The following is a 26377-nucleotide window of genomic DNA, read 5'->3' as shown; positions in this document are numbered from 1 at the left end:
CAGGAAGATATTGATCGACCTCGGTTTCAGTACTGACGCTCCTAGAGTAGCACTCGATAATTTCGAGCATCAGCATCGGTCGATTTAATGATCTGATATTCCATGCCGCTGGCCACTGCTATTTGCTCTGCAAATTCCTTCTTGGCCTGAACCACCGCATTGTCGACCTGATGATCGCCTTTGACCTCTACCACGACGTACTTTTCACTGCCGTCCGGCTCCTCGCGGAGAAAAACAAAGTCGGGATAGTAGCTGCGAACCGTGTGTGAGTCAGGGTCGATATACTGAATGAAAAAGTCCGACTGACCGTGCGTAAGCATGCCAGTAAAATAGATCTTTTTCACTCGTTTCTCTCTTAGAAGATCCCAGAACAGCGTTCGCTCCGAATTGGAATCGAAGCAGTAGGTGTCGAGGTGGAAGCTCTTGTCGCGCTCATGATCCTTCACCACTGCGTCCGTGCTGCGGACAATCTTGTCCTTGGCAGCCGTGATCTCGTAATATCCGTTCGCCGGGAGCTTGATGAGTTCGACTTCGTGCTCTTCGGTTTTTTCCGACTCATCCAGCTCAAAGATCATCCGGAACAAGCGTGGAATAACCTCGTCGTAGAGCAGCTCGTTGAATTCGTTAGTGATTTCAACGAGCCTATTGACGCCTTCCGTTGTGGCATCCAGCAGCGACTCGATTTCCAATGGCGATTGGTTGAGATACCGAGCGACTTCTCCCACGAGGCTGAGGCGTGAGAACACCTGCTTCTCGCGGCGCTCGGTAAGGTCGAACGTCCTGCTGGATGACGCACGGGCGGCCTCACTTGGGGTGAGCCCTTCCTGCTGCGTCTCCACGAGCCGATATTTCTCGACAAGCTCGCTCCATTTGTCCCGAGCGGACAGCTCGGGGAAGAGCGTCTGTCCAGGCGTGACGGTTTTTTCGCACACATTGTATTCCTTGCGCACCCGCACCAGCTTGATCTTCACGGGGGGCTCGATGACCTTGACCTGGACGCGCTCCTTGTCGCTGGCGACGTTCTGCAGCTCGGCAGCGCTGATCCTGAAGTTCTGCTGCAGTTCGTCGTTCAGGATCTCCATGTTATCGTCGGAGAGAAACACATGCCCGGTGTGCTGGGCTTGGCCGATGGCGCGAAGGCAGCGCATGGTGGCCTGAAGCACGAAAACCTTGGATTTGGGCTCGCGGAAGAGGCCGACGCCAAATAGGGACCGGCAGTTCCAGCCCTCGCGCCCCTTGTTGACGAGCAGAATGAACTGCTTCTCCGAGTCTGGGGTGTCCAGACGGTTGAACTCTCGAATGTCGTCGTTCGAGGTCAACTTCTCGTCGCCGACGTTGACTAGGATGCGGGATGTCGGAACACCTCTTTTCGAAAGGGCCCGTTCAACCGCCGGGCGGAGCTCCTTCGTTAGTTCCTCGATCGTGGCTGCGAAGAATGCCAATTTGGGCAGCATGCCCTCAGGCTTCAGATCGCCAGTCTCATCGAGGAATTGCTCGACGGCTATGTCGACGAACTCGTCCGTCCGGGTGTTTCGGTATCCGTGAAGGACGACCTTCTTTAGGAAGCCCTTGTCGATGGCCTCCTTCAGCCCGTACGCGTAGACCACCTCGGGCAGCACTTCTTTGCCGACGTACGGTGTGCCGGTGTAGTTGTAGCAGGCGACGACGCGCGTCCCGGCGCGGTTCAGATTGGCGGCGAGCTGGTCGATGGTGGTGCGGAGGCTCGTGTCAGTCTCCTTGGCGCCGATCCCCATGTCCTTGGCGAGCGTCTTGCCAAAGGCGTGGTGCGCCTCATCAACGTAGATGCCCAGCTGCTCGAGACGGCACAGTTTTTCGAACCGCTGGTTAGTGGTCAGCTCGGCCTCTTCTTCGGGCTGATCCCAGGCATAGAGGTCGGCGGCCTCACCATAGACCCCGGGCGCTGTCACCGTGTCCGGGGTCGCGCCGAACAGCGCGTCCAACGGGGTCTTCTCCTTGTGGCGACGCTTCAGGATGATCTTCTGTGTGTTCGAGACCACGATGTTGAAGCGCGATCGGTCCAGCGTACTGAGCGAGGTGCCAGCCTCCTCGAGGTAGTGGAAGCGCAGGTGGGTGGTCAGGAAGTTCACGTATTCGGGGGGGACGACCAGCGCGAGGTCGAAGGACTCGATCTCCTTCAGCGACTGGAGCACGGTCTTGTCCGGGGCGAAGACCAGCGCGTTGTGGCAGTAGCGCTTGTCCTTCTCGAATTTGTTTCCCAACAGGAACTCGTAGAAGATGCACGTCGCCATGAGGATTGTCTTGCCGGTTCCCATGGTCAGGGCGAAGATGTAGTTGGGGTAGATGCGGGAGTTCTTCCGCATTGCCGCGAAGACAGCCTTGTACTGGTCCTGCGTCACCGCATCGAACATCGACCCCTGGCGCGCGTCGCCGCCGATGATTCCGCCTTCCTGGCGGCCGGCGAAGCGGCCGGTCTTCTCGAACCACGCCTTGAAGATCTCCTCGACCTTCGCGTTGTCCATGAATTCCTTCAGGAAGACATAGATCTCCAGTGCCTCGTACTGAGGCTGGCGCAGGAAGGCCTTGGGGTTCTTGTCCGGGTTGTTGAAGTCCAGAAACTTGCGGGTTAGCTCCTTGTAATGCGTGCGGATCGTGCCGCGGTTGCCGCGGTAGAATTCCCACAGGAACTGGAAGAAGGCGAAGTCCAGCGACGCGCTGATCGCCTTGGTGCGCCTAGCCATTGGTCACGCTCCCTTCCCAGGACTCGGAGAGGAGGTCGGTGATCTTCACGCGGATCGTCCCGGCGTCGGCCGGAACCTCGTATCGCCCGGCGACGAGGTCGGTCTTGCCGGGGATGTCGACCACGGCGGGCTGCAGCACAGCGCCGTCGTAGTTCCAGTCGATGAGGATGCTCTCGACCAGCTCGCGCCAGTCCTCGACCGTCTCCTTCTGCATCGACAGCTTCTGCAGCAGGTTCATGGGGTAGAAGCGCTCGACGAACAGCTCGCCATCCTTGATGACAACTTTTGCCTCGGAGTCGCGACGGAACTCGAGGTTGGCCTTGTCGCGCAGGATGTCGACCACCTCTACATCGATCTTGTAGGGTGCCGCGGCCAGCTTGAGCCGGGCGGCGAGGTCGGGCTCATGACCCATGCAGACGAGCGTGAGCTTCTCCACTGGCCGGTTCGGATGCTCGGCCTGGCGGCGCTCCCACGCCTTGTAGTCGAAGCCGGCGATCAGCTCGTTCAAGTCCGCGCGGGTGGCGATGCGGTTGACCGGCATGATCTTGACCATGCGGCCGTCCTTCTCTCCGTCGAAGACAGTACTGAGTTCAAGAGGCTGGACCTCTAAGGCTTCAATCAGAAGTTCTTTTGCCTGAACCGGATTGCGAAAAACATCGTATTGATTGACGTTGCAAACCTCGAAGCCGACAAATTTCGTAGCGCCTGATGGCTCAGCTTCGCTGCATATTTCCGAAGCAACTCGCGTAAGTCTTTTTGTAGTGATCTGAATTGCACCAAGATTTATGTCAGCACCAATGAATTTTCGGCCAAGCTTCATGGATACAGCTTGCGTCGTTCCGGCCCCCATAAAGCAGTCAAACACAATATCGCCAGGATTTGATGATGATTTTATAATTCGGGAAAGAAGCTCTTCAGGTTTTTGGGTGGGATAGTCCTCTGACTCTAGAGAGTTGCTCCCGAGCGCAACAAAGTCAGTCCAAATTGACTGAAGCTCAACGCCGGGCATATCGTCCGCGAATTGAATGGCATTCGGCCGTCCCATTCCGTCCTTGGCCCACCTGATGCGACCCTTGGCTTCCAGCTCGTCGAGAGCTTTAAGGGGACTTTTCTTTGCCTCGTCGGACAACATGTGCTCCAAGAAGCTCGGTACCGCCCAGTGCCGACCCTTTCCGATATTGCTTGGATTTAGCCCCTTCCAAGTTGCCCCTGACTCTCCACTCCGAAGCCCAGGCGCAGTAATTGGGCTTTCGCGAAATAGGCGACCATCCTCGTCTGGCTTGAAGTTGGACGCGAGGTACTCTTTGCTATAATCAGTGTACTGTTGATTCCAAACGTATTTAGGGCCCTTTGAGTAGAACAGGATCGTATCATGTATATGATTATATGCCCCACTCCCGGAACGAGCAGTGGTTCTTCTCCAGACTATTTCGTTCTGAAAACTGCTTGCGCCGAAAACCTCATCGAGAGCCAGCTTAAGGTAGTGAGACTTGCGATAGTCACAATGAACATAAATGGAGGCCTCAGGAGACATAAGCTCTCTAAGTAGTATGAATCTTTCAAACATGAATTGAAGATACTCATCATTTGTCCATATATCTCCATATTGCTTTTCTTCAAAAGCGACGTAGTCGGACGATGCAGATGAGCCCTTAACAGAGATCTTGCGTCGGTAGTCCGCTCCCGAGTCAAAGGGCGGATCAATATACACCAAATTTATCTTCCCACGAAAGTTCTTGAGCATATGGCTCATGACTTGGAGATTGTCTCCCCAAAAGATCTTGTTGCGCCATCCAGAGACCTCGGGGCCGTGAACTTCCTTAAGTTGCGCCGGAAAGAACTGCGTGGACGTGAACGGCCGCTTCCCGCGCCAGTTCAGCATCGGGTAGCCTTTGATCGGCGCGAACTGGAACTTCTCCACGCTCTCCAGGCTGGCGGCCTCGGCGCCAAGGTCCATCGCGGTCTGATCGGCTTTCACATCACTCATCGGTCATCTTCCCTGAAATTCCAGTTCTTCGCGTCGCAATAGGCGCGCATGTCACAGTTCTCGCACAGCCGGTCGGGCCGCGCGGCGATCCGGTAGTCCGCACTTTCGATGCGGTGGACGATCTCATCGAAGCGGGCGACCGTCTTGCCGATCGCCCGGTCGTCCTTGGCGAAGCTGACATACGGATTCCCGTCCTGTTCGCCGGTGTAATAGAGGTGCATCCGGCTGACCTTCTGTCCGGTCCGCTCCTCGATGAGGTGGGCGTAGACCTCGAGCTGGCTCTGGTACTGGCGCAGGCGCTCGCGGTCCTTCTCCATGTCGGGCTTCTTCTCGGACTTGAAGTCCACCACCTCGACAGTGCCGCCTTCGCCCCGGATCAAGTCGACATTGCCCTTGAGGATGTAGTCGTCCTTGACCAGCGAGATCTCGACTTCGGTTTCCTTGACCCTGTCCCAGTTGCCGTTCTCGCGCTCGTAGTAGCGCATCACGTGCCGGCGCGCGGCTTCGAGGGTGATGGGCGCGAGGTACACGCGCTCCTTCTTCGACAGCATCGCGTAGTTGGTGGAGAACCAAGCGTCGATGGCGTCCGGCGTGACCGTGTGTTCCTCGCCCCGCAGGACGGCCTTGTGGATGTCCTCAATGGTCTGGTGGACGAGGGTGCCGAACAGCATCGGGCTGACGCGGATGGCCGCGAACTCGAGCTCCTTGAAGAAGCGGTATTGCTCGGCGCAGTTCTCGAAGAGCGTGATGTGGGAGGTGAAGGAGTATTCCCGCTTTAGGTTGATCTCCTTCACCTTCTCGAAGGTGAGCCGGGTCAAGTCGACCGTCCGCCAGTCCGGAAGGCCATGGAAGACGTCCTCAAAATATTTCGACGGCGATTTGCCGAGCCCTTTGCCGTACCGTTCCTGCGCGGCCAGGACCAGCAGGTTCTGCGCTCGCGAGAAGGCGGTGTAGTAGAGGCGCCAGAAGTCGAAGTGCTTGATGCGATCCAGAGGCTCGAACCGCGCCTTCGACAGGTATCCGCCGTCCTCGAGGATCTCGTCCAGATCGGTGTGCTGCTTGCGTGGCACGGCCTCCAGCGAGCCGCACACGACCACCGGGAACTCAAGCCCTTTGGACTGGTGGATGGTCAGGAACGAGACGCAGCCCTTCGGCGCGTACTCCGCCTCGTCCTCGTACTCCCCAATGCCGCCGTCCTTGAGGAAGCGGAAGAACTGGTTGAACAGGTTCCGCAGGTCGCGCTCGAGATACTCGGGGTTCAAGACCGTGACGTAGTGAAGGTACTCGAACTTGGTGATCAGCTTCGAGAATGTGGCCAGGTTGCGTGCGGCGCGGCCCTTGTCCACGCCTTGCATCGCCTCCTCGTCGAGGAAGCGGGAGAACAGGGGGAACTGAAGGAGCTGATAGAACAGCCCAGAGAAGGCGTAGTCGGCGGTTTGGGTCAGGACGGCATGGCGCTTGGCGAGCGGGCGGGCCCACTCAAGCATACGGCTGTTCTCCGGCTTCCGAAGCTCGTCCGTGAACGCCTTGAAGCACTGCTGGTCGTAATAATCCCAGATCGCCAATTGGGCGCCTTCGGCCCACTGCCGCACCTTGGGGAACTGCGGAAACAGGAAGATCAGCGCTCCGATGATCAAGCGGATTTCCTCCCGCTCGAAAAACATGTTGGAGCGCGGCGAATAGACAGGAACCCCGTTGCCTTCGAGAAACCGTGCCAGCTCGAGCACGCGGTCGTTCTTGACCGAACGGAAGAGGAAGGCGACCTGGTTCCAGTCGGTCAGGCGGCCGGAGTCGCGTAGCGCTGTCAGGAACGTGAGAACCTCGGCGTGCCAGTTCTCGTTCTCGCCTTTCTCGTCCGATGCGCTCAGACGGACCGCGGTCGGCACGTCGGGGAAGCTGTCCTCACGCGGAAGAATTTGCTTCGGGAAGCGGAATGCCGTTCCTTGCTCCTCCCAATCCAGCCGTTTCATCCACTCGTTGTAGAAGTCGATGATCCCTGGATGTGAACGATAGTTCACCGTCAGCCGCACCTGCTTACAGCTGTCTGGCGGGAAGAGCTGTGGGAACTCGAGGATGTTGCGAATCGTGGCCCCTCGAAAGCGGTAGAGGCCTTGGTCATCATCCCCGACGACGCAGAGGTTACTCCTGTCGCCGGCGAGAAGCAGCAGGATCTGTTCCTGGATCGTATTGGTGTCCTGATACTCATCGACCATCAGATACGTGATCTTGTCGCGTAGCTGAGCAAGCACGTCCGGGTGCCGGCGCAGTAGCTGCAGAGCCTCGTACTGGATCCCGGAGAAGTCCAAGCAGTTATTCTCTTCGAGAAGCTCTTGATACTTTTGAAAACAACGAGCGAGGGCACGCACCTCCGGATCTGGCGCCGTTTTAAGAACATGCGGTTCCAAGGCCTCTTCGCTGACCTTGTTCAACCACTTCATCAGTTGTTCCGACTGCGCCCACCGGCCGGTCTGGTCATCTCCTATTACTAGCTGTGCATCGGCAAGCTCGCGAAAATCCTTGATCTTCTGATAGAGGAAGTACTGCTGATCGAACTGGTCAAAAAGGGTGAAACTGCGCCTCAGGCGGGTGAAATCACGAAATTCTTCCAGTAGCCGTAGGCAGATCGAGTGAAATGTGCCGAGGTACATTTCATTCAGGTTGAAGCGGATATCGAGTTCAGCGAGGCGATTTGAAACTCGTGTGGTCAGTTCCCGGGCCGCCTTGTCAGTGAATGTGACGACCAGGAGGCTCTCTGGCGCAACCTGCTTCTCGGTGATCAGGTGAACAATTCGCTCGACAAGAGTGTAAGTCTTGCCGGAGCCAGGGCCGGCGATAATGAGAACAGGTCCTTCCGCCGCATTGATCGCAGTCAATTGCTGAGGATTGGCGCTGGAGCGAAGGTCTTTCATTGAATCGTTGACCTCGCGCTATTTCGTCGTTCTCCGATTATGTCACTCGCATTCAGAAGAACGATCTGCTGATCCTGCGGCCTCCTAGCTTCCGGGTCCGTATCGAGCCCAAGCCGCCTCAGCGCGTAGTAGAGGAGCGCGCGCCGCACCTTGATCTTGGCCTTGCCACCCCGCATCCCGTAGTCACGCGCGATGACCTTCGCCTGCGTCTCTGAAAGTTCGGGGTGAGGGCCCAATTCAAGAGTGACCTCGGAATGCCAGTCGCGATCATCGTCTGCCGACGTTTCGCTCTCGCATGACCCGCGGATGTCGAGGATCCGCGAGAGCAGGAAATCCTTGAAGCAGTCATCGATCAGGCAGAACGCCCGGGTGTGCCAGCGGAACCCGTCGAACGCGATGGCGTGAGGCGCGATCCAGCGCCAGCGCGGCTCGGGGCTAGACAGGGACTGGTACTTCACCTCGATCGCCTCAGAGCGGCGGATGGCGCCGACGACCGAGCGAAGTGTCACCGGCTCAACGCCGCGAACCGGCGTCGGGGCGGATGCGTAGGGTGGCAGGTCAGGGATCCAGCAATCTTCGCGCTCCAGCACATCGTCGGCAACGAGGCGGATCTGGGCGAGGTAGTGCGCGGCGTCCGGCGGGCGGAACTTGCAGTCGAAGTCTGGGCCGCGGACGTAGGTCCGCGCGCTCTTGTCGTAGACCATGTTGTCCGGTGCCAGCGCGATGTAGCGGTTCAGGTCCGAGGATGCCTGGTTCACCGAGACGCCGAACTGCTGCATCACGTCGATACGATTGACGTGTCCCTCCCAGAACAGACGGAACTCGATGAACTCGAGGCGCTGCTCAATCCCCCAGCGAAGTTCGGCCTTGTCCCGGTCCACGTTGCGCTCCCGCCCAGCCCTGCGCGCACGCGAACTGTGCGCGCCCAATTTCTGGGCTTACTCGGAGGGTAGCCGCGCGGAACTACGTGATCAATCGAAAAGGGACGTGGCGGGGCGCGATTATCCCAAGGATTGCCTGAGGTTTTGCGCCACCGCATCGGCCGCCATCCGCACCGGCTCGGCGGCGAGGTGGGCGTAGCGCGCCGTGGTCTGGACCTGCGTATGCCCGAGCAGCTTGCCGATCATGGGCAGACCCTGACCCGAGGCGACGGCAGTCGACGCGAAGGTGTGGCGCAGGTCGTGGATGCGGACGTCCTTGACGCCGGCGCGGGCACGAACGCGCTGCCAGAAGGGCTGGAGATCGCTCAGGCGCTTGCCCGGCAGGGTGCCGGCGATGACCCACGGGTTCTCGTCGATGCGCTGAGCGTCGCGGAGCAGGTCGACAGCAGGCTGGCCGAGATGGACGACCTTGGCGCCAGATTTGGAGTCCGGCAGGCGCAGGACGCGCTCGGCCAGATCGATGTGGGTCCACTGCAACGTCATGATCTCGTTCAGGCGGCAGCCGGTCAGGATCAGCAGGCGGGCCGCGAGAATGGCCGAGGGCAGTTCGATCCCTTCCGCCTCCATCTCGCGCAGCACCTCACCTATCCGGCGCAGTTCCGCCGCGCTGAGGAACCGCTCGCGCTTCTCCTCGGGGTACTTCCGGATGTGCTTTCGCGGGTTGGTGCCGTCCGGACGCAGGCCCCACATCTCGGTGAGGCTGAACATCTTCGAGATCACTTCGAGGCAGCGGTTCGCCTGATAGGGGATGTGGCGGAGGTCGTGGTGGAACTTCGCCACATCGGCACGCGTGATCCCTGTGACGGTCAGTTGCCCGAGCGCGGGCAGGATGAAGCGTTCGAGGTTGCGGCGGTACTCCTTCGCCGTGCTCGCTTTCACGCGGATCGCGATGTGCTCCTTGTCGAACCGCTCCGCCAGCTCCTTCACCGTGATCGCCCTGCGCCCCGCGTCCCGCTCGGCGGCGGGGTCCGCACCATTGCGCGCGGCGGCGACAATGGAGATGGCGCGGTTGCGGGCCTGCTCGCAGGTCAGGACCGTGCTGGGCCCGAGGCTGATCCGCCGGGACCGGCGTCCGGCGCGATACTGGACCACGTAGCCCTTGCGCCCGCTCGGCAGCACGCGCAGCCCGAAGCCGGGGATCTCGCTGTCCCAGACGAAGTATTCGGCGGAGCGGGCTTCTGCGGCGTCGACGAGGCGTTTGGTGATCTTGGGCATGGCGCTCTTCGGTGGTTCTTTCGCCGTTCCACAGTGCTGAAGCGCGGGCGACAGTCAACGAACACATTGAAATCGCGAAGAAAAAGGAAATGGCTCGCGGTTCCGCGCAAGGCGCTTCGGCGCGCTGATGCGGGAAATCGACGAGCCGCGCGAATCAGAACGCAGGTTCCGGACCCCGCTGGCCGCTGATAGGCTCAGGGAAAAGAAACTGGCGATCCGATGGCTTCAAAGACCACCCTCAATGCGAAGAACCTCGAAGCGCTGGGCGCCGAGCGCCTGGCGCAACTGCTGATCGAGGTCAGCACCGGCAACGCGGCCGCCAAGCGCAAGCTGCGGCTCGCGCTGGCGGGTGCCCAGAGCCCGAGGGAGGCCGCGCGGGAGATCACCAAGCGGCTGACAAGCATCGCCCGCGCCCGCAGCTTCATCACCTGGAAGAACCGCAAGGCACTTGTCACGGATCTCGAAACCCAGCGGCGCGCCATCGTCGAGCAGATCGCGCCCGCCGATCCGGATGAGGCGCTGGCGCTGATGTGGCGGTTCATGGCGCTCGCCACGCCGGTGTTCGAGCGCTGCGACGACTCCAGCGGCACCGTCATCGGCATCTTCCACCTGGCCTGCGCCGATCTCGGTCAGCTCGCCGCGAAGGTCCGGCCCGACCCGCAGGCGCTCGCCGGCACTGTTCTCGATGCGCTTCAGGACAACGGCTATGGCCAGTATGACGGCCTGATCGGCATCATGGCCCCGGCGCTCGGCGACGAGGGGCTGGCGGCACTGAAATCGATGGCCGAGGACCTCGGTCGCTCGCCCGTGCCGGCGCCGCCGAAGGATCAATGGAAGGCGGTGGGCTGGGGCCCGGGTGGCACGACCTACGAGCACGAGATGCGGGCGCGCGAGCGCACGAGCACGGTCGCCGTGGCGCTCAAGGACATCGCCGATGCACAGGGCGACGTCGACGGCTTCATCGGCCAGTACGATCCGAAGACCCGCAAGGTGCCACAGATCGCAGCCGAGATTGCGCAGCGCCTACTCGCGGCCGGCAGGGCGGGCGAGGCGCTGGGGTTCCTCGAGCGCGCGGAGCTCGGCGACGGCTTGCGGGTTCCGCTGGCCTGGCAGGATATCCGCCTGCAGACGCTGGAGGCGCTGGGTCGCGGCGAGGAGGCGCAGGCGTTCCGGTGGGACTGCTTCGAACGCACGCTCTCCGACAGCTACCTGCGGGCCTATCTCAAGCGGCTGCCCGACTTCGACGACATCGAGGCCGAAGAGCGGGCGATGGCGCACGCCACGGCCTATCCGAGCCTTCTTCACGCCCTGCAGTTCTTCCTCGACTGGCCGGCGCTGGATCGCGCTGCCGACGTCATGATTGCCCGGCACGACGAGATCGACGGTGACCATTACGAGTATCTCGCCCCCGCGGCGGAGGCCCTGTCAGAGCGTCATCCACTGGCCGCGACTCTGGTGCTCCGCGCGATGATCGACTTCACGCTCACTCGATCGCGGGCGAAGCGGTATCGCTATGCCGCCGAGCACCTTGTCCCCTGCGCCCGGCTCGCGCGGGACATCCCGGACTTCGGCGCGTTCGAGACGCACGATGCCTATGTCGCCCGGCTGAAGGAGGAGCACGGCAGGAAGTTCGGCTTCTGGTCGCTCACCGCCGCCTGATGGTCGTGCTACCGGAAAATCAGGTCGCGGCCCCTTGGAAGCATTGTGGAAGCACGAGGCCGAAAAACCCTGCGCAATCCCGACAGTTGGTGCGAAGCGGGGCCTTGCCTGCGGGATCGCCAAGTGGCGGAAATTGCGCAAGAACTCGCGGTTCCGAGTGATTGTTCATGGTTCGTTCGGCACGACTCATAACCTGAAGGCCGCAGGTTCAAATCCTGCCCCCGCAACCAGATATACTGGCAAGAACCCCGCCCCTCCGGCGGGGTTTTGTCGTTTCAACGGAAAGCGGAAGAATTCCAGCGCGATCGCCGCATACCTCGACCTCCTCCAGGAGACCGTTCTGCGCCTCCGGGTTGGCCGTAAGCACCACCTTCTCGATCAGGCCAGTTGAAATCAGGCTTGCTTGAGCCGTTGCTCTTCACGATGGAAACCGCCATTATAACTGCAAAGAGCGCTCATTTGGGAACGATCGGGGTGAACCATCTCTAAATGAGAGGACCGAGAGATGTTCCCAATTCCGCGACGATTGATCTGGCTCGCACTGGCGATCATTTGTCTCGCTCTCGCGGTCTTTCCCATGAGGCCGATCAGTGCCCCGGCCGAGCGGGTGGCCCGCGACGCCGCGGTGGCGAGCCTCGGCGTCTATGTCGCCCTGAGGTCGGTCAACTCGGCGCTGTCGTTCGCACAGGAGATCGAGGTCGGCGGCAGCTTCGGGATATCGGCCAGCGCCCAGCCACTGAAGTTTCTCGAGCCGATCGACGACACGGTCGAGCGGGTGGCCGATGCGATCTTCTGGGTCGCGCTCTTCGCCGGCGTGCTGGCGATCGGGGTGGGGCCGCTCTCCGGCCTCGGCTTCCTTCTACTGGCCGTCGGGCTGGCCATTCACGCGGCCCGCGGGCCCATTGAGCGACACTGCGACGTCATTGCACAGCCGATCTGCCGCGCGGGTACCGCCTCGAACCTGACCGGCGCTCTGCTCGCCGTGCTGTTACCGCTCTCTCTCGCGCTCGGCGGCCTGTTTGGAGAACATGTCACCCGCTCCGCACGGGCCGCGGCCATGGCGCAGCTCGCCGTCGTATCGGACAAGGCCCAATCGCTTCTCGGTGTCCCCGACGAGGCCCTGGAAACCGGTGAGGCAGTCGCCCCGGAACCCGACAGCTCTTTCGGCTGGATTCAGGATTCGCTCCGCTCCGGCGGGTCGGACACTTCGGATGCATTGGCGCAGTTCAGAGCATATTTCGGAGCGGCTGGCTTCTTCGTCTCGCATGCGGACGAATTGCTGGAATCCTCGCTCAAGCTGATCGCGATCTTTCTGCTACGCACGCTCGTTCTGCCGCTCGCCCTGGTCGTGGCGATGGTGGCATTGCTGCGACAGGTCGCTCGGCCCCAAGCGATTCAATCGGACGGCAGAGCTGTGGCTGAAAATGGGTGATGGGGCCTGAGAAGGCGGCGTATTGTGGCGGGTGTCGAAGCCTGCCAGAACTTCCGAAAGGAACGATACGCCTATGGCCGAAGATACCACGATTACCCCGCTCCGCCAGCCCGGAACCATCCTCCACCCGCTGACCGAGATTGCTCGCGAGGATGCCCGCCAGATGCTCGCGGCTGCCCTCAAGGCGGAGGCGGCCAGCTTCGTCGCCCAGTTTGCCGAGGAACGGCTGCCTGACGGCCGCCAGCGTGTCGTCCGGCATGGCACCGGCGGCCCCGAGCGCGACATCCAGACCAGGATCGGTGCGATCCCGGTGCAGCGCCAGAAGGTGCGCGACAGGGCAGCCGGGGTGCCCGACGAGAAGAAGATCCGGTTCACTTCGAACATCCTGCCGCGATGGGCGCGCCGATCACGCAGCCACGATGCGCTGCTACCCGTGCTCTACCTGCGCGGCGTTTCCACCGGAGATTTCCAGGAAGCGCTCGGCGCGTTGCTCGGGGCGGATGCGCCGAACCTGTCGCCGGGTGCGGTTACCCGTCTCACGGCCGGGTGGCAGGAGGAGTACGACCGCTGGCAGCGCCGCGATCTGTCCGCCCGGCGCTATGTCGTTCGCCCGCTCTCTCGGACGGATCGCATTCGCGGGCTCACCTGAGGCGGATGGCGTCTACCTGCAGGCCAGGATGGAGCCCGTGGCCGAATGCATGTTGGTCCTGATCGAGGCGACACCGGAGGGGAAGAAGGAGCTGGTGGGCTTCCAGGTCGGGGTCCGGGAAAGCGCGCAGAGTTGGCGCGAGCTTCTGGTCGATCTCAAGGCCCGGGGACTGGCGGTGCCGCCGGCACTGGCCGTGGGCGACGGCGCCCTGGTGTTCTGGAAAGCGATGGACGACGTCTTTCCCGGCACCCGCCACCAGCGCTGCTGGCTTCACAAGATATCGAACGTGCTCAACCACTTCCCGAAATCCGGGCAGCTCGCCATGGCCGCGGATCTGCGCAACATCTCGCATGCGCCACCCCGGGCGGAGGCCCTGGCGGCCATCGAGACCTTCCGAAAGAAATACGCTGCCAAATATGCGGAGGGCGTGTCCTGCCTGACCAAGGACATCGATGCGCTGCGGGCCTTCTACGATTTCCCGGCCGAACACTGGGACCACCTGTGAACGTCGAACCCGATCGAGAGCGTGTTCGCCATCGTCAGGCATCGTAATGTCCGGACCAGGGGCGCGCGCTCGCAGAAGACCGCGAAGCTGATGGTCTTCACCCTGATCAGGGCAGCGTCGAGGAAATGGCGCAAGCTCAACGGGCGGAACCAGTTGCCCCGCGTCATCGAAGGTGTCACATTGACCGACGGCGTCGCCCAGGCTGATGCGAACAAAAGCCGCGCCGCCGGATCAAGCCGTGTCACCTAAATTCAGCCATAGCTCTTCTGATCATATAGTATATCACTTGTATTGGCTTGCCCTTCAATTCACGTTGGCCGGGAAACGCTCTAATCCGTGACTCAACCGTCGGTGTGATCAGGCCCCCGCAACCAGTGTTAGCGAAGGCCTGTGCAGCGCACAGGCTTTTGCGATTCCAAGCTCCGAAAATCCAAGCAGTCCAACCAGATCGCCCTCGATCTCCACCGTGTGTGTGCCGGCCTGCGCGTCCCATCGCACCACGATCTGCTTGACGATCTCCGACAGTTGTTCGCTCGCCCGGTGGATCACATCCGGGTTCGACAGCGTGCCGACAAGATCGTCGATCTTGACCCGGTAGAGATCCGGGAGGTCCTCCGGAAGCTCGGGCAGATCCGAGGTGATGGCGTCGCGCTGTTCGTGCAGCGCCTTGCGGGGGTTGTTCACGCCCAAGGTCTAGCCCCATCACAGAGACTGTGCGGGCCGATCCGAGAGGGGCGGCTCGCATGATGTCCGAGAAGCGCCAGTGCCCGTGGAGTTGGAGCGGGACAGGCGTCCGGGTTGCGTTTCGACCGAGCATTCACATCACGGCAAGGAAGGTCACGGAGTCGGTCCTGGCTGGGAAAGCCCGCTACGCGATGCAGGGAAACCGAACTCCGCCGACATGTGCGTCGCGCTCTATTGGCCTGCCCCCATCGGGTGGCCTGGCGAGGGGCTGGCGCCCTGGCGCGGGGAGGCCGCGGGCGCGAGTGCGGATCCAGGAGAGGGGACAGTGCGCTTCTGCTTCGGAGGGTGTCACGCCGAGGTTGCCGTGAATCGGCGCGGCCACTACGACTTGCAGGGAGAACGCCCCTGGACGGATGCTTCTGCGGCGCCAGCCGCGCCCAGCTTCCGTGCGGGAAAACAGGCGCCGAAGGTGCCGGCGGCGCATCAATCTGGGAGGAAACAAGGCCATGAACCTTCTCATTCGCTGGAGCCGCGGCGTCGACCGGATCACGGCCTGGCTCGGCCGGGGCATTGCCTGGCTGATCCTCGTCGCGGTTCTGGTCAGCGCCGGAAATGCGGTCGTGCGCAAGGCGTTCGACATTTCCTCGAACGCCTGGCTCGAGCTGCAATGGTATCTCTTTGGCGCGGTCTTCATGCTTGCGGCTGCATGGGCGCTGCAGAAGAACGAGCATGTGCGCATCGACGTGGTATCCTCGCGGCTCAGCCAGCGGACCCGGCTCTGGATCGATCTCGTCTGCCATCTGATCTTCCTCATGCCCTTCGTTCTCCTGATGACATGGCTCTCCTGGCCGTTCTTCTGGCGCTCCTGGATCACGGGCGAGCAATCGATGAACGCGGGCGGGCTCGTGCTCTGGCCTGCCAAGCTCCTGATCCTGCTGGGGTTCGTCGTGCTCGTGTTCCAGGGTCTCTCCGAGATCATCAAGACCGTCGCCTACCTGCGCGGCGATCTCGATCCGCCGGTCGAGACCGAGGAGGATCACCTGCCGCCGGAGCTGCGTGAACACGCTCACCTGGTCCATGACATCGAGGAAGCGCATCACAAGGCCGGGGATCGCAGCCATGCTTGAGCTCATCGCCCACAACCTTGCGCCGATCATGTTCATCACGGTGATGGGCATGCTGCTGATCGGCTATCCGGTGGCGCTCACCCTCGCCGCCGGCGGCCTCTTCTTCTTCGTTGTCGGTGTCGCCCTCTCTGAAATCGCCCCCTCGCAGATCAACCTCTTCTGGCCCCTGCTGGGCGCGCAACCCGAACGCGTGTTCGGGATCATGTCGAACGACACGCTGCTTGCGATTCCATTCTTCACATTCATGGGGCTGATCCTCGAGCGATCCGGCATGGCCGAGGATCTGCTCGAGACGATCGGCCAGCTCTTCGGCCCGATCCGCGGCGGGCTCGCCTATGCCGTCATCGTCGTCGGCGCGCTGCTTGCGGCCACCACCGGCGTGGTCGCGGCCTCGGTGATCGCCATGGGCCTCATCTCGCTGCCGATCATGCAGCGCTTCGCCTATTCGCAGCCGGTGGCAACCGGCACCATCGTTGCCTCCGGGACGCTCGCGCAGATCGTGCCGCCCTCGCTGGTTCTCATCGTCATGGCCGACCAGCTCGGCGTCTCGGTGGGAGACATGTACATGGGCGCGATCTGGCCCTCGCTCATGCTCGTCGGCTTCTACTGCGCCTACATCTTCATCCTTTCGATCATCCGGCCGGCAGCCGTTCCCGCCCTGCCCATCTCCGAACGCACGCTCGGGAGCGGGGTCATGTCGCTGGTTGCCGCCTTGGCCGTTGCCGTCGCGATCCATTTCCTGGCCGCGCATTTCGTCTTTGACGGGCTCACACCGGCCAACCGTCTGGTCGCCTCCGCGGCGACGGCGGTGATCCTCATCTTCGTCTTCGCGCTCGTCAACCGCGCCATGAACCTCGGGATCATCTCGCATCTCGCCGAGCAGGTGATCATCGTGCTGATCCCGCCGCTGGCGCTCATCTTCCTCGTTCTCGGCACGATATTCCTCGGCATCGCCACGCCCACCGAGGGCGGCGCGATGGGGGCGGTGGGCGCGCTGCTCCTCGCGCTCGCCAAGCGGCGTCTCGACTTCGCCACGCTCCGCTCCTCGGTCGAGGCCACCACGACGCTGTCGGCCTTCGTGATGTTCATCCTGATCGGCGCGCGGGTGTTCGGGCTCACCTTCTACGGCGTGAACGGCAACATCTGGATCGAGGAGCTGCTGCTGGATCTGCCCGGCGGCGAATACGGCTTCCTGATTGTCGTGACCGTGGTCGTCTTCATCCTCGGCTGCTTCCTCGACTTCTTCGAGATCGCCTTCATTCTTGTCCCGCTGCTCGCACCCGTGGCCGCCAAGCTCGGCATCGATCTGGTCTGGTTCGGAGTGATCCTCGGCGTCAACCTGCAGGCGAGCTTCCTCACGCCGCCCTTCGGCTTCTCGCTGTTCTATCTCCGCTCCGTCGCCCCCGCCCGGGACTGGAAGGACGAGCGTTCGGGCCGGGTGATGCCGGCGATCCGCACCACCGAGATCTACAAGGGCGCGGTCCCCTTCATCTTCATCAACATCGCGATGATCCTGCTGGTGATCGCCTTCCCCTATCTGGTGACCCATTACAAGAAGGTGCCGGTGGCGGCGCCGTCCTCGACCATCGAGGTTCCGGCCCCGTCCGGTGGCGGCGGGCTCGGTCTTCCGCCCATGGGAAGCGGCGGCAGCTCGGACAGCGGGGGCGGGCTCGGCCTTCCGCCGCTCGGAGGTTCGGGTGGCGCGTCCGGCAACGACGGCGGCCTCGGCCTGCCGCCGCTTGGCGGGCCGCAGCAGGGCACGGGTGCGCCGTCGGACAGCGGGGGCGGGCTTGGCCTTCCGCCGCTCGGCGGCGCGGGCGGCCCGCCCCCGGGTCTCGGCGGCGGAAACAGCGCACCGGCGGCACCCGGAGGGACGGGAAGCGGGGCGGCAGGCGGCGGGGCGGGCTCGGCTCCCGCCCCAGAGGGCTCGGCTCCGGCCCCGCAGCCCGGCGCCCCGGACCTCTCGCAACCCCCGAGCTTCAACTGAGGGGCGGGGGCATGGATCTCAAAGGCTCCTGCCACTGTGGCGCGGTCCGGTTTGCCGTGACCTCGCCGCATCCCTATCCCTTCAACCTCTGCTACTGCTCGATCTGTCGCAAGACGGCGGGCGGCGGCGGTTTTGCGATCAACCTCTCGGCGGAAGCGGCCACGCTCACCGTCGAGGGGGACGAGCATGTGCGGAGCTACAGCGCGCGGCTTGAGGATGGCGAGCCAAGCCCGGCGGAGCGCAAGTTCTGCGGCCTCTGCGGTTCGGCGCTCTGGCTCTGGGACCCGCGCTGGCCGGAGCTTCTGCATCCGCATGCCTCGGCGATCGACACCGAACTGCCGGTGCCGCCGGAGCGGACACATCTCATGCTGGGCTCGAAGGCCGGCTGGGTGGAGCCCTGCGTCCACGAGGGCGACAGGCTCTTCGAGGGCTACCCGGAGGAGAGCATCGCCGACTGGCACCAAAGGCTGGGGCTGGAGGGCTGACGGCAGGGGCGCGGCCTGAGGCTGGCCGCGCCGACATCCAGCCGAGCTCTTCGCCGCTGACCCTCATGGACTATCCGTCTCTGGCGTCGGCATTGGTCGGGGGGATCTGGGCGCCTCGCCTTTCCCGGCGTTGTGGGCGGTGCTGTGCCGGACCACCGCTCCGCTGGCAGACCGGGGCGGGCGATCGGCGAGAGCAATCCTCAGGAGAGGCCCGCACGCGCCGCGGGCCTCTGATGCGCGGCGGGCTGGCTGCCGTCAGCCGCCCATGTTGAGCGCGCCTTCGCGCTGCTTGACCATCATGAAGGTGTCGAAGCTGTATTCCGCCACCTGCTGCCAGAGATAGGTCTCGGCGCGGAAGGCCATCATCGAGTCGTAGATCTTCTTGAAGGCCGCGTTTTCGCCGTTGATCTCGGCGTAAAGCTCGTTGGCCGCCTTGAAGCAGGCCTCCATCACGTCCTGCGGATAGGGGCGGAGCTGGGCGCCGTTGTCGACGAGCTGGCGGATCGCGGTCGGGTTCTTGAAGTCGTATTCGGCCATCATCTCGGTGGTGGCGGCCTTGCCGGCGGTCAGCAGCAGGCTCTGGTAGGCCGGGGGCAGTTCGGCCCACTTGTCGGTGTTGACGAACATGTTGAGGATGAGGTTCCCCTCCCACCAGCCGGGATAGTAGTAGAACGGCGCAACCTTGTAGAAGCCGAGCTTCTCGTCGTCATAGGGCCCGATCCATTCGGCCGCGTCGATGGTGCCGCGCTCGAGCGAGGGGTAGATGTCGCCGCCCGCGATCTGCTGCGGCACGGCGCCGAGCTTCTCGATCACCCGGCCCGCGAGGCCGCCGATGCGCATCTTGAGGCCGTTCATGTCGGCGACCGAGTTGATCTCCTTGCGGAACCAGCCGCCCATCTGCGCGCCGGTGTTGCCGGCCGGGATGTAGTGCAGCCCCTCGGAATTGTAGAACTCGTTGCAGAGGTCCATGCCGCCGCCATAGAGCAGCCAGGCCTGCATGCCACGGGTGTTGAGCCCGAACGGCACAGTGGCACCCAGCGCGTAGGCCGGGTTCTTGCCGACATAGTAATACGCCGCGGTGTGGCACATCTCGACGGTGCCGCTCGTGACTGCGTCCGCTGCCTGAAGGCCGGGGACGATCTCGCCCGCGGCATAGACCTGGATGGTGAAGTTGCCATCCGTGGCTTCGCTCACGAACTTCGCCACATCCTCGGCGCCGCCATAGATCGTGTCGAGCGATTTGGGGAAGGACGAGGTGCAGCGCCACTGCACCTTGGGCATCGTTTGTGCGATGGCCGGGGCTGCGAGCATCGATCCGGCGGCTGCGGCCGAGCCCAGTGCGGTGCCCTTGATGAACTTGCGTCGATCCATTGTGTTCCTCCCTGGATGCGAACTTTTGGCTCCGCAAGCGGCCGGAGCCCTGGAACACAGGTTTAGTTCCTTCGCCGAAAGAAACAATCGCTTCGTCGGCAAGGCGGCCGGAAAGATGCCCCCGCCCGGCGCTTCCGGGCGTTCAGCGCAGGAAGAATGCCACCGTCATCGCGAGGCCGACCGTGACAATGGCGATGCGCAGCGCACGCATGTTGCGGATCCGGCGCGAATAATGCCCGCCAAGATAGCCGCCGAGCGCCGTGGCGATCCCCAGCACCAGCGCCTTGTCCCATTCGATCAGCCCGGCGAGCGCGAGGGTCAGCGCCGAGACCGTGGAGAGGATCGCCGAGAGGGCATTCTTCAGGCCGTTCATGCCGTGGAGGTTCGCGAAGCCCATGAGGCTGAAAGCCGCGAGCAGCATGATCCCGAGGCCGCCGTTGAAATACCCGCCGTAGACTGACACCACCAGCAGCACCAGCGCGGAGGCGAGGAAGCCGAGCCCGTCCGCGCCCCCCAGACGCTGCACGAGCCAGGGCCCGAGGGCGAAGAGCACTGTGGCGATGAGCAGGAGCCATGGCACCACGCCCGAGAACACCTCGTCGGGCGTCACCATCAGCAGGAGCGCGCCAATGAACCCGCCCAGCACCGAGAGGCCCAGCATCCCCCGGAGCCCGAGGCTGCCCTCGGCGCTCACGTCGCGGCGAAAGGCCCAGGCGCTGCTCACATAGCCCGGCAGCGCGGTCAGCGTCGCGGTCGCATTCGCCATCACCGGCGGCACGCCCAGCCAGACCAGCGCCGGAAACGACAGGAATGTGCCACCGCCCGCGACGGCATTGAGTGCGCCCGCGGCAAGCCCGGCGAGCGAGAGGACCAGAAATTGCAGCATCGGGACCACCCGCGGAATCTGTTGACGACCCGGCGAGCTGTAAACCGGCTTCCGGCCGATTGGAACCCGCAGAGGAAGCCTGCGCCAACCGCCTTTTACCGTTGCCGGTTTCGGGAAGGGGCCGGGTGGTGCGCCCGCATTCCAACGTGGAGCGACTTGACCAAAGTCAATTCAATCCGAGGGCGGCCCCATAGACTGAGCCCCAGACACCGGGCGCGAGACGGTTTTCTGATGGGTTCAGAAGCGCGCCTGGCGTGTGACCGGAGCGGGCGGGCAGCGCGTCACGCTCCGGGTGGTGCCAGGCAGAAGGCCAAGCGACGCGATGGTATGTCACTCTCGAAGAGATTTCCTGCGCGGAAATCTCGCTCCGGACGAGACAGATCAGATGAGGCCGCCCGGGGCCCGGGGCGACTTCGCGAGCCTGTGCGACCGGTGCCGCAAGTGCACCGAGGCCTGCCCCGAAGGCATCATCGTGCAAGGCCGAGGGCAGCGCCCGTCACTGGATTTCTCGAAAGGTGCCTGCACGTTCTGCGGGGATTGCGCGCGCGCCTGCCCGTCGGGCGCGCTTCTGGTCGAGCTTGTCGCCGAGTGGCCGTGGCGGGCGGAGATACGGCCCTCCTGCCTTTCGCTTCAGGGCATTGCCTGCCGGGCCTGTGAGGATGCCTGCGAGACGCGCGCCATCCGGTTCCGGCTGATGACGGCGGGCCGGGCCGTGCCGGAGCTCGATCCGGAGCGATGCACGGGCTGCGGCGCGTGTGCCTTCACCTGCCCGGCAGGCGCCGTAGCGTTTCGCCGCGATCTTCCCGCGGCCGTGGGAGCACGCGAATGAACATCTGTGGTTGCCTTGTCCATGTCGCGGCGCGCGCGCGGGAAGCGGCCCGCGCCGCCATGGCCGCGATGGAGGGCGTCGAGGTCCATGCCGAGAGCGCGGACGGCCGTTTCGTCGTCGTGGTCGAGGATACCCGGACGGCGCGCGCCTCGGATCTGCTCATGGCGCTGCACCAGCTTCCGGGCGTGATCTCGCTCACGCTCAACTACCACCACTTCGAAGATCAGACCCCGGGGCCCGCGCCTGTACTGAATACTCAGGAGACCTGACGCATGACCATCTCCGAATCCCGCCGGACGTTCCTGAAAGCCACCGCAGCGGCGAGCACGGCCGCGGCCGCAGGCATTCCGCTCGCCACCGGGCCCGCCGCGGCCCAGGCCGCCTCGGCCGATATTCGCTGGGACAAGGCGCCTTGCCGGTTCTGCGGCACCGGCTGTTCGGTGCTCGTGGGGACGAAGGACGGGCGCGTGGTTGCGACCCAGGGCGATCCGGACGCGCCGGTGAACCGGGGCCTCAACTGCATCAAGGGCTATTTCCTCTCGAAGATCATGTATGGCCAGGACCGGCTGACAACGCCGCTCCTGCGCAAGACCAACGGCGTTTTCGACAAGAACGGCGCGTTCGAACCGGTAAGCTGGGACGAGGCCTTCGATGTCATGGCGCAGAAGTGGAAGGAGGCGCTGGCGAACAAGGGGCCAACCTCGGTGGGCATGTTCGGCTCGGGCCAGTGGACGGTCTGGGAGGGCTATGCCGCCTCCAAGCTGATGAAGGCCGGCTTCCGCTCGAACAACATCGACCCGAACGCGCGCCACTGCATGGCCTCGGCGGTGGTGGGATTCATGCGCGCCTTCGGGATCGACGAGCCGATGGGCTGCTATGACGATCTCGAGCAGGCGGACACCTTCGTGCTCTGGGGCTCGAACATGGCGGAGATGCATCCGATCCTGTGGTCCCGCCTGACGGACACCCGGCTCACCAGGCCCGGCTGCCAGGTGCATGTGCTCTCGACCTTCGAGCACCGCTCGTTCGAGCTTGCGGACAATGCGATGGTCTTCACGCCGCAGACGGATCTCGCGATCCTCAACTACATCGCCAACTACATCATCCAGAACGACCGGGTGAACTGGGAATTCGTGAATGCCCATGTGAACTTCACCCGGACCGAGACCGATATCGGCTACGGCCTGCGCCCCGAGAATCCGCTGCAGGAAGCGGCGGCGCATCCCGATGACGGCACGCTGACGCCGATCGATTTCGACGAATATGCGGCTTCGGTGTCCAGCTATACCGTGGACATGGTCTCTGAGCTGTCCGGCGTTCCGGCAGCCCAGCTCGAGCGGCTGGCGGAGCAGTACGCCGACCCGGACCGCAAGGTCATGTCGCTCTGGACCATGGGCTTCAACCAGCACACCCGCGGTTCCTGGGTGAACGGGCTTTGCTACAACGTGCATCTGCTCACCGGGAAGATCTCCGAGCCCGGAAACTCGCCGTTCTCGCTCACGGGCCAGCCCTCGGCCTGCGGCACGGCGCGCGAGGTCGGCACCTTTGCCCATCGCCTGCCTGCCGACATGGTGGTGACGAACCCCGAACACCGCGCCCGGTGCGAGGCGGCCTGGGGCCTGCCCGAGGGCACCATCCCCGAGAAGCCCGGCTTCCATGCCGTGCTGCAGAACCGCATGCTGAAGGACGGGGTGCTGAACGCCTACTGGGTCCAGTGCAACAACAACATGCAGGCCGCGGCCAACATGAACGAGGAGGGCATCCCCGGCTATCGCAACCCCGAGAACTTCATCGCCGTCTCCGATCCCTATCCGACGGTTACGGCGATGGCCGCGGACCTGATCCTGCCCACGGCGATGTGGGTGGAGAAGGAGGGCGCCTACGGCAATGCGGAGCGCCGCACCCAGTTCTGGCGCCAGCAGGTCTCGGCGCCCGGCGAGGCGAAATCCGATCTCTGGCAGCTCATGGAATTCTCCAAGCGCTTCACCGTGGACGAGGTCTGGGGAGAGGAGCTGGTCGCGAAGAAGCCCGAGCTTGCCGGCAAGACGCTCTACGAGGTGCTCTACGAGAACGGCACGGTGAACATGTTCCCGCTCGCGGAGACGGCGGAGGGCTTCGACAATGCCGAGGCCGAGCATTTCGGCTTCTATGTGCAGAAGGGGCTTTTCGAGGAATACGCCGCCTTCGGGCGCGGCCACGGCCACGACCTCGCCGAGTTCGACGCCTATCATCATGCGCGCGGCCTGCGCTGGCCGGTGGTGGACGGGCAGGAGACGCTCTATCGCTTCCGGGAGGGCTACGACCCCTATGTCGCGGACGGCGCGGACGTGCAGTTCTACGGCAACGCCGACGGCAGGGCGAAGGTCATTTCCGCGCCCTACGAGCCTCCGGCGGAGAGCCCGGACGAGGAATACGATCTCTGGCTTGCGACCGGCCGCGTGCTGGAACACTGGCATTCGGGCTCGATGACCCGGCGCGTGCCGGAGCTGCACCGCGCCTTTCCGGCGGCCGTGGTGTTCATGCATCCCGACGATGCGCGGGACCGTGGCCTCCGGCGCGGCCAGGAGATCATGATCTCGACCCGGCGCGGCGAGATGCTGAGCCGTGTCGAGACGCGGGGCCGCAACAAGCCGCCGCGCGGCCTCGTCTTCGTGCCCTGGTTCGACGAGGGCCAACTCATCAACAAGCTCACGCTCGATGCGACCTGCCCGCTGTCGAAGGAGACAGACTTCAAGAAATGCGCCTGCAAGGTCGAGCGCGCGTGACCCTCCCCTGACCGAGAACCCCGAGAATGCCCGCCCCCGGAAGGCCAGCCAACCCAAACCGCCGCCGGTTCCTTGCGGAGACCGCACGGATGGCGGGGGGATGCGCGATGGCAGGCTCGTTGCTGGCCTATCTCGCGCATCAGGCAAGGGCGCTGCCGGCAGACGCGCTGCGTCCGCCGGGGGCCTTGCCGGAGGATGCGTTTCTCGCCGCCTGCATCCGCTGCGGCCTTTGCGTGCGGGATTGCCCCTACGACACGCTGAAGCTCGCAGAACTCGGCGAGGGCGGCCCGGCGGCCGGCACGCCTTATTTCACCGCCCGCGACACGCCCTGCGAGATGTGTGACGACATTCCCTGCGTCGCGGCCTGCCCGACGGGGGCGCTTGATCCCGCGCTGCAGGTGATCGACGACGCGCGCATGGGAACCGCCGTGCTGGTGGATCAGGAGAACTGCCTGAACTTTCTCGGGCTGCGCTGCGATGTCTGCTACCGGGTCTGCCCGGTCATCGACAAGGCGATCACGCTCGAGCTGTCTCATAACGAGCGTTCCGGCCATCATGCGATCTTCGCCCCCACCGTCCATGCCGGGCAATGCACCGGCTGCGGCATCTGCGAGAAGAGCTGCGTGCTGCCGGAGGCCGCGATCAAGGTGCTGCCGCTGCGGCTGGCCCGCGGGGCGGCTGCCGAGCATTACCGCAAGGGCTGGGAGGAGCGGGAAGCCCATGGCGCGCCGCTGGTCGAGGACCTGATCGATCTGCCGGACCGTCTGCCGGGGCCGGGCACCGACAATCTCGCGACACCGGGCGGCTTCGATCCGGCCTTCAAGCTGCCGGGAGCCAGCCAATGAGCGACAAGACACGGCTCCCGACCGGTCAGGAGGCCATTCGCGAGAAGGGCTGGGTGGGCGCACACCGCTACCTCATCCTGCGCCGCCTGTCGCAGGCCTTCTTTCTCATGCTCTTCCTCCTCGGGCCCTGGTTCGGGGTCTGGTGGGTTGCGGGGACGCTGGCGGGGTCGCGGACCCTTGGCGTTCTGCCGCTCACCGATCCCTTCGTCCTGCTGCAGGGGATGTTCGCCGGGCACTGGCCGGAAGCCACCGCGCTCCTGGGCGCGCTGATCGTTCTCGTGGCCTATGCGCTGATCGGCGGGCGGGTCTATTGCTCCTGGGTCTGCCCGATCAATCCGGTGACGGATGCCGCCCACTGGCTGCATGAACGGCTCGGGCTGCAGAAGGGCTGGCAGCCGAAGCGGACGACACGGTTCTGGATCCTTGGCGCCGCGCTCGTCGTCTCGGCGCTGAGCGGCACGATCGCCTGGGAGATCGTCAATCCGATCACCATGCTGCATCGCGGACTGGTCTTCGGCATCGGCTTCGCCTGGGCGCTGGTCGCGATGATCTTCCTTTTCGATCTCGTCGTCGCGCGCCGGGGCTGGTGCGGCCATGTCTGCCCGGTGGGCGCGTTCTACGGCCTTCTGGGGGCAAAGAGCCTGCTTCGTGTCAGCGCCGCGGATCGCACGGTCTGCGACAACTGCATGGACTGCTACGCCGTCTGCCCGGAATCCCACGTGATCTCGCCCGCCCTCAAGGGAAAGCCCGGCGAGACGCCGCTGATCCTGTCGCCGGATTGCACCAACTGCGGGCGGTGCATCGACGTCTGCTCGGTCAACGTCTTCAATTTCACCCACCGCTTCGACCACCACCTCAAGACGGGGGAGGGCGCGGCGAATGATCCGAACACCAGTCATGCCGCCTGAACATCACCAGGGAGATCAGAGATGAAAATGCCGGTACTCGCGGGTATCTCCGCCCTCGCCGCACCCATGCTGGTCGCCGGACTGGTCCTTGCCCAGGCCTCCGGCCCGGTTTCCTCCCTCAGGGGTGTCGATGTGGAGGACACCGTGGATGTGGGCGAAGTCTATCAGCAGCTCGAAGGCCGGCAGGTCCGCAACTATCGCCAGCAGCCGCCGGTGATCCCGCATTCGATGACCCAGTACCAGATCGACCTGCGCACCAACCAGTGCCTGAGCTGCCATGACTGGACCAACGCGGGCGAACGCGGCGCGCCGACGCTTTCGATGTCGCACTATCTCGATCGCGACGGCACGCAGCTCGATACCGTCGCCGGGACCCGCTGGTTCTGCACCCAGTGCCATGTTCCGCAGGCCAATGCGCCCGAACTGGTCGGGAACACCTTCGAGCCTTCCAGCTCGCTGCACTGAAGCCGCCG

At 63.7% G+C, this 26377-nt stretch carries 19 protein-coding genes and 1 pseudogene; 12 read left to right on the top strand and 8 right to left on the bottom strand.

Annotated elements, in window-relative coordinates; translation table 11 throughout:
* Positions 1-41 precede the first annotated feature (41 nt).
* The 5 genes from ACF66B_RS05230 to ACF66B_RS05210 form a co-directional block, all read right to left on the bottom strand.
* Positions 42-2720 (bottom strand): TnsA endonuclease N-terminal domain-containing protein, encoded by a 2679-nt coding sequence (locus ACF66B_RS05230; protein WP_111431331.1) that lies wholly within the window; start codon positions 2718-2720, stop codon positions 42-44.
* Positions 2713-4707 (bottom strand): site-specific DNA-methyltransferase, encoded by a 1995-nt coding sequence (locus tag ACF66B_RS05225; RefSeq protein WP_111431332.1) that lies wholly within the window; start codon positions 4705-4707, stop codon positions 2713-2715. The genes ACF66B_RS05230 and ACF66B_RS05225 overlap by 8 nt, the downstream gene beginning before the upstream one ends.
* Positions 4704-7616, bottom strand: coding sequence for an ATP-dependent DNA helicase (locus ACF66B_RS05220; protein ID WP_111431333.1), 2913 nt, complete (start codon positions 7614-7616; stop codon positions 4704-4706). Before ACF66B_RS05220 ends, ACF66B_RS05225 begins: the two co-directional genes overlap by 4 nt.
* On the bottom strand, positions 7613-8497 hold the full coding sequence (locus ACF66B_RS05215) for a WYL domain-containing protein (protein ID WP_111431334.1): 885 nt from the start codon (positions 8495-8497) through the stop codon (positions 7613-7615). Before ACF66B_RS05215 ends, ACF66B_RS05220 begins: the two co-directional genes overlap by 4 nt.
* A 120-nt stretch (positions 8498-8617) precedes the next feature.
* Positions 8618-9772 (bottom strand): site-specific integrase, encoded by a 1155-nt coding sequence (locus ACF66B_RS05210; protein ID WP_111431335.1) that lies wholly within the window; start codon positions 9770-9772, stop codon positions 8618-8620.
* Positions 9773-9991: 219 nt separating this feature from the next.
* Here ACF66B_RS05210 and ACF66B_RS05205 point away from each other — a divergent pair, with 219 nt between their 5' ends.
* The 3 genes and pseudogenes from ACF66B_RS05205 to ACF66B_RS05195 all read left to right on the top strand — a co-directional run bounded on the left by ACF66B_RS05205 (position 9992) and on the right by ACF66B_RS05195 (position 14266).
* Entirely contained in the window at positions 9992-11431 is a 1440-nt protein-coding gene (locus tag ACF66B_RS05205) for a DUF6880 family protein (protein WP_111431336.1), read from the top strand.
* Positions 11432-11936: 505 nt separating this feature from the next.
* Positions 11937-12863, top strand: a complete 927-nt coding sequence (locus ACF66B_RS05200) for a hypothetical protein (RefSeq protein WP_392664241.1) — start codon at positions 11937-11939, stop codon at positions 12861-12863.
* A gap of 73 nt (positions 12864-12936) precedes the next feature.
* Positions 12937-14266, top strand: a pseudogene (locus ACF66B_RS05195) (IS256 family transposase).
* Between the two features lie 108 nt (positions 14267-14374).
* Here the strand turns inward: ACF66B_RS05195 and ACF66B_RS05190 are convergent.
* Positions 14375-14707: a hypothetical protein gene (locus ACF66B_RS05190; RefSeq protein ID WP_111431338.1), complete on the bottom strand. Its 333-nt coding sequence runs from the start codon at positions 14705-14707 to the stop codon at positions 14375-14377.
* A 500-nt stretch (positions 14708-15207) separates the two neighbouring features.
* On the opposite strand from ACF66B_RS05190, the gene ACF66B_RS05185 reads away from it, so the two are divergent.
* Genes ACF66B_RS05185 through ACF66B_RS05175 form a run of 3 tightly spaced genes read left to right on the top strand, consistent with a single transcriptional unit; the run spans position 15208 to position 18300 of the window.
* Entirely contained in the window at positions 15208-15828 is a 621-nt protein-coding gene (locus ACF66B_RS05185; protein ID WP_111431339.1) for a TRAP transporter small permease subunit, read from the top strand.
* Positions 15821-17815, top strand: coding sequence for a TRAP transporter large permease subunit (locus ACF66B_RS05180; RefSeq protein WP_111431340.1), 1995 nt, complete (start codon positions 15821-15823; stop codon positions 17813-17815). Before ACF66B_RS05185 ends, ACF66B_RS05180 begins: the two co-directional genes overlap by 8 nt.
* An 11-nt stretch (positions 17816-17826) precedes the next feature.
* Complete coding sequence (locus tag ACF66B_RS05175) at positions 17827-18300, top strand: GFA family protein (RefSeq protein WP_111431341.1); 474 nt, start codon at positions 17827-17829, stop codon at positions 18298-18300.
* Positions 18301-18555: 255 nt separating this feature from the next.
* Here ACF66B_RS05175 and ACF66B_RS05170 read toward each other — a convergent pair whose 3' ends face one another.
* Complete coding sequence (locus ACF66B_RS05170) at positions 18556-19671, bottom strand: TRAP transporter substrate-binding protein (RefSeq protein WP_111431342.1); 1116 nt, start codon at positions 19669-19671, stop codon at positions 18556-18558.
* A 142-nt stretch (positions 19672-19813) separates the two neighbouring features.
* A complete protein-coding gene (locus tag ACF66B_RS05165) occupies positions 19814-20557 on the bottom strand; it encodes a sulfite exporter TauE/SafE family protein (RefSeq protein WP_111431343.1) in 744 nt (247 codons plus the stop codon).
* A gap of 322 nt (positions 20558-20879) precedes the next feature.
* Here ACF66B_RS05165 and napF point away from each other — a divergent pair, with 322 nt between their 5' ends.
* The 6 genes from napF to ACF66B_RS05135 are packed head-to-tail and all read left to right on the top strand — an operon-like array spanning position 20880 to position 26369.
* On the top strand, positions 20880-21386 hold the full coding sequence (gene napF, locus ACF66B_RS05160; RefSeq protein WP_111431344.1) for a ferredoxin-type protein NapF: 507 nt from the start codon (positions 20880-20882) through the stop codon (positions 21384-21386).
* The gene (locus ACF66B_RS05155) at positions 21383-21655 is read left to right on the top strand and encodes a chaperone NapD (protein ID WP_111431345.1); all 273 of its coding nucleotides are present in this window, start codon (positions 21383-21385) and stop codon (positions 21653-21655) included. Before napF ends, ACF66B_RS05155 begins: the two co-directional genes overlap by 4 nt.
* Positions 21656-21658: 3 nt before the next feature.
* Positions 21659-24151 (top strand): nitrate reductase catalytic subunit NapA, encoded by a 2493-nt coding sequence (gene napA / locus ACF66B_RS05150; RefSeq protein WP_162683393.1) that lies wholly within the window; start codon positions 21659-21661, stop codon positions 24149-24151.
* A gap of 26 nt (positions 24152-24177) precedes the next feature.
* On the top strand, positions 24178-24996 hold the full coding sequence (gene napG / locus ACF66B_RS05145) for a ferredoxin-type protein NapG (protein ID WP_111431346.1): 819 nt from the start codon (positions 24178-24180) through the stop codon (positions 24994-24996).
* The gene (napH, locus tag ACF66B_RS05140; RefSeq protein ID WP_111431347.1) at positions 24993-25904 is read left to right on the top strand and encodes a quinol dehydrogenase ferredoxin subunit NapH; all 912 of its coding nucleotides are present in this window, start codon (positions 24993-24995) and stop codon (positions 25902-25904) included. The genes napG and napH overlap by 4 nt, the downstream gene beginning before the upstream one ends.
* A gap of 21 nt (positions 25905-25925) precedes the next feature.
* On the top strand, positions 25926-26369 hold the full coding sequence (locus tag ACF66B_RS05135) for a nitrate reductase cytochrome c-type subunit (RefSeq protein WP_111431348.1): 444 nt from the start codon (positions 25926-25928) through the stop codon (positions 26367-26369).
* The last annotated feature ends 8 nt before the right edge of the window (positions 26370-26377 follow it).

This window comes from Amaricoccus sp. B4 (assembly GCF_043226085.1).
Classification (GTDB): Bacteria; Pseudomonadota; Alphaproteobacteria; order Rhodobacterales; family Rhodobacteraceae; genus Amaricoccus.
This window is presented reverse-complemented; position numbering and strand designations above follow the sequence as displayed.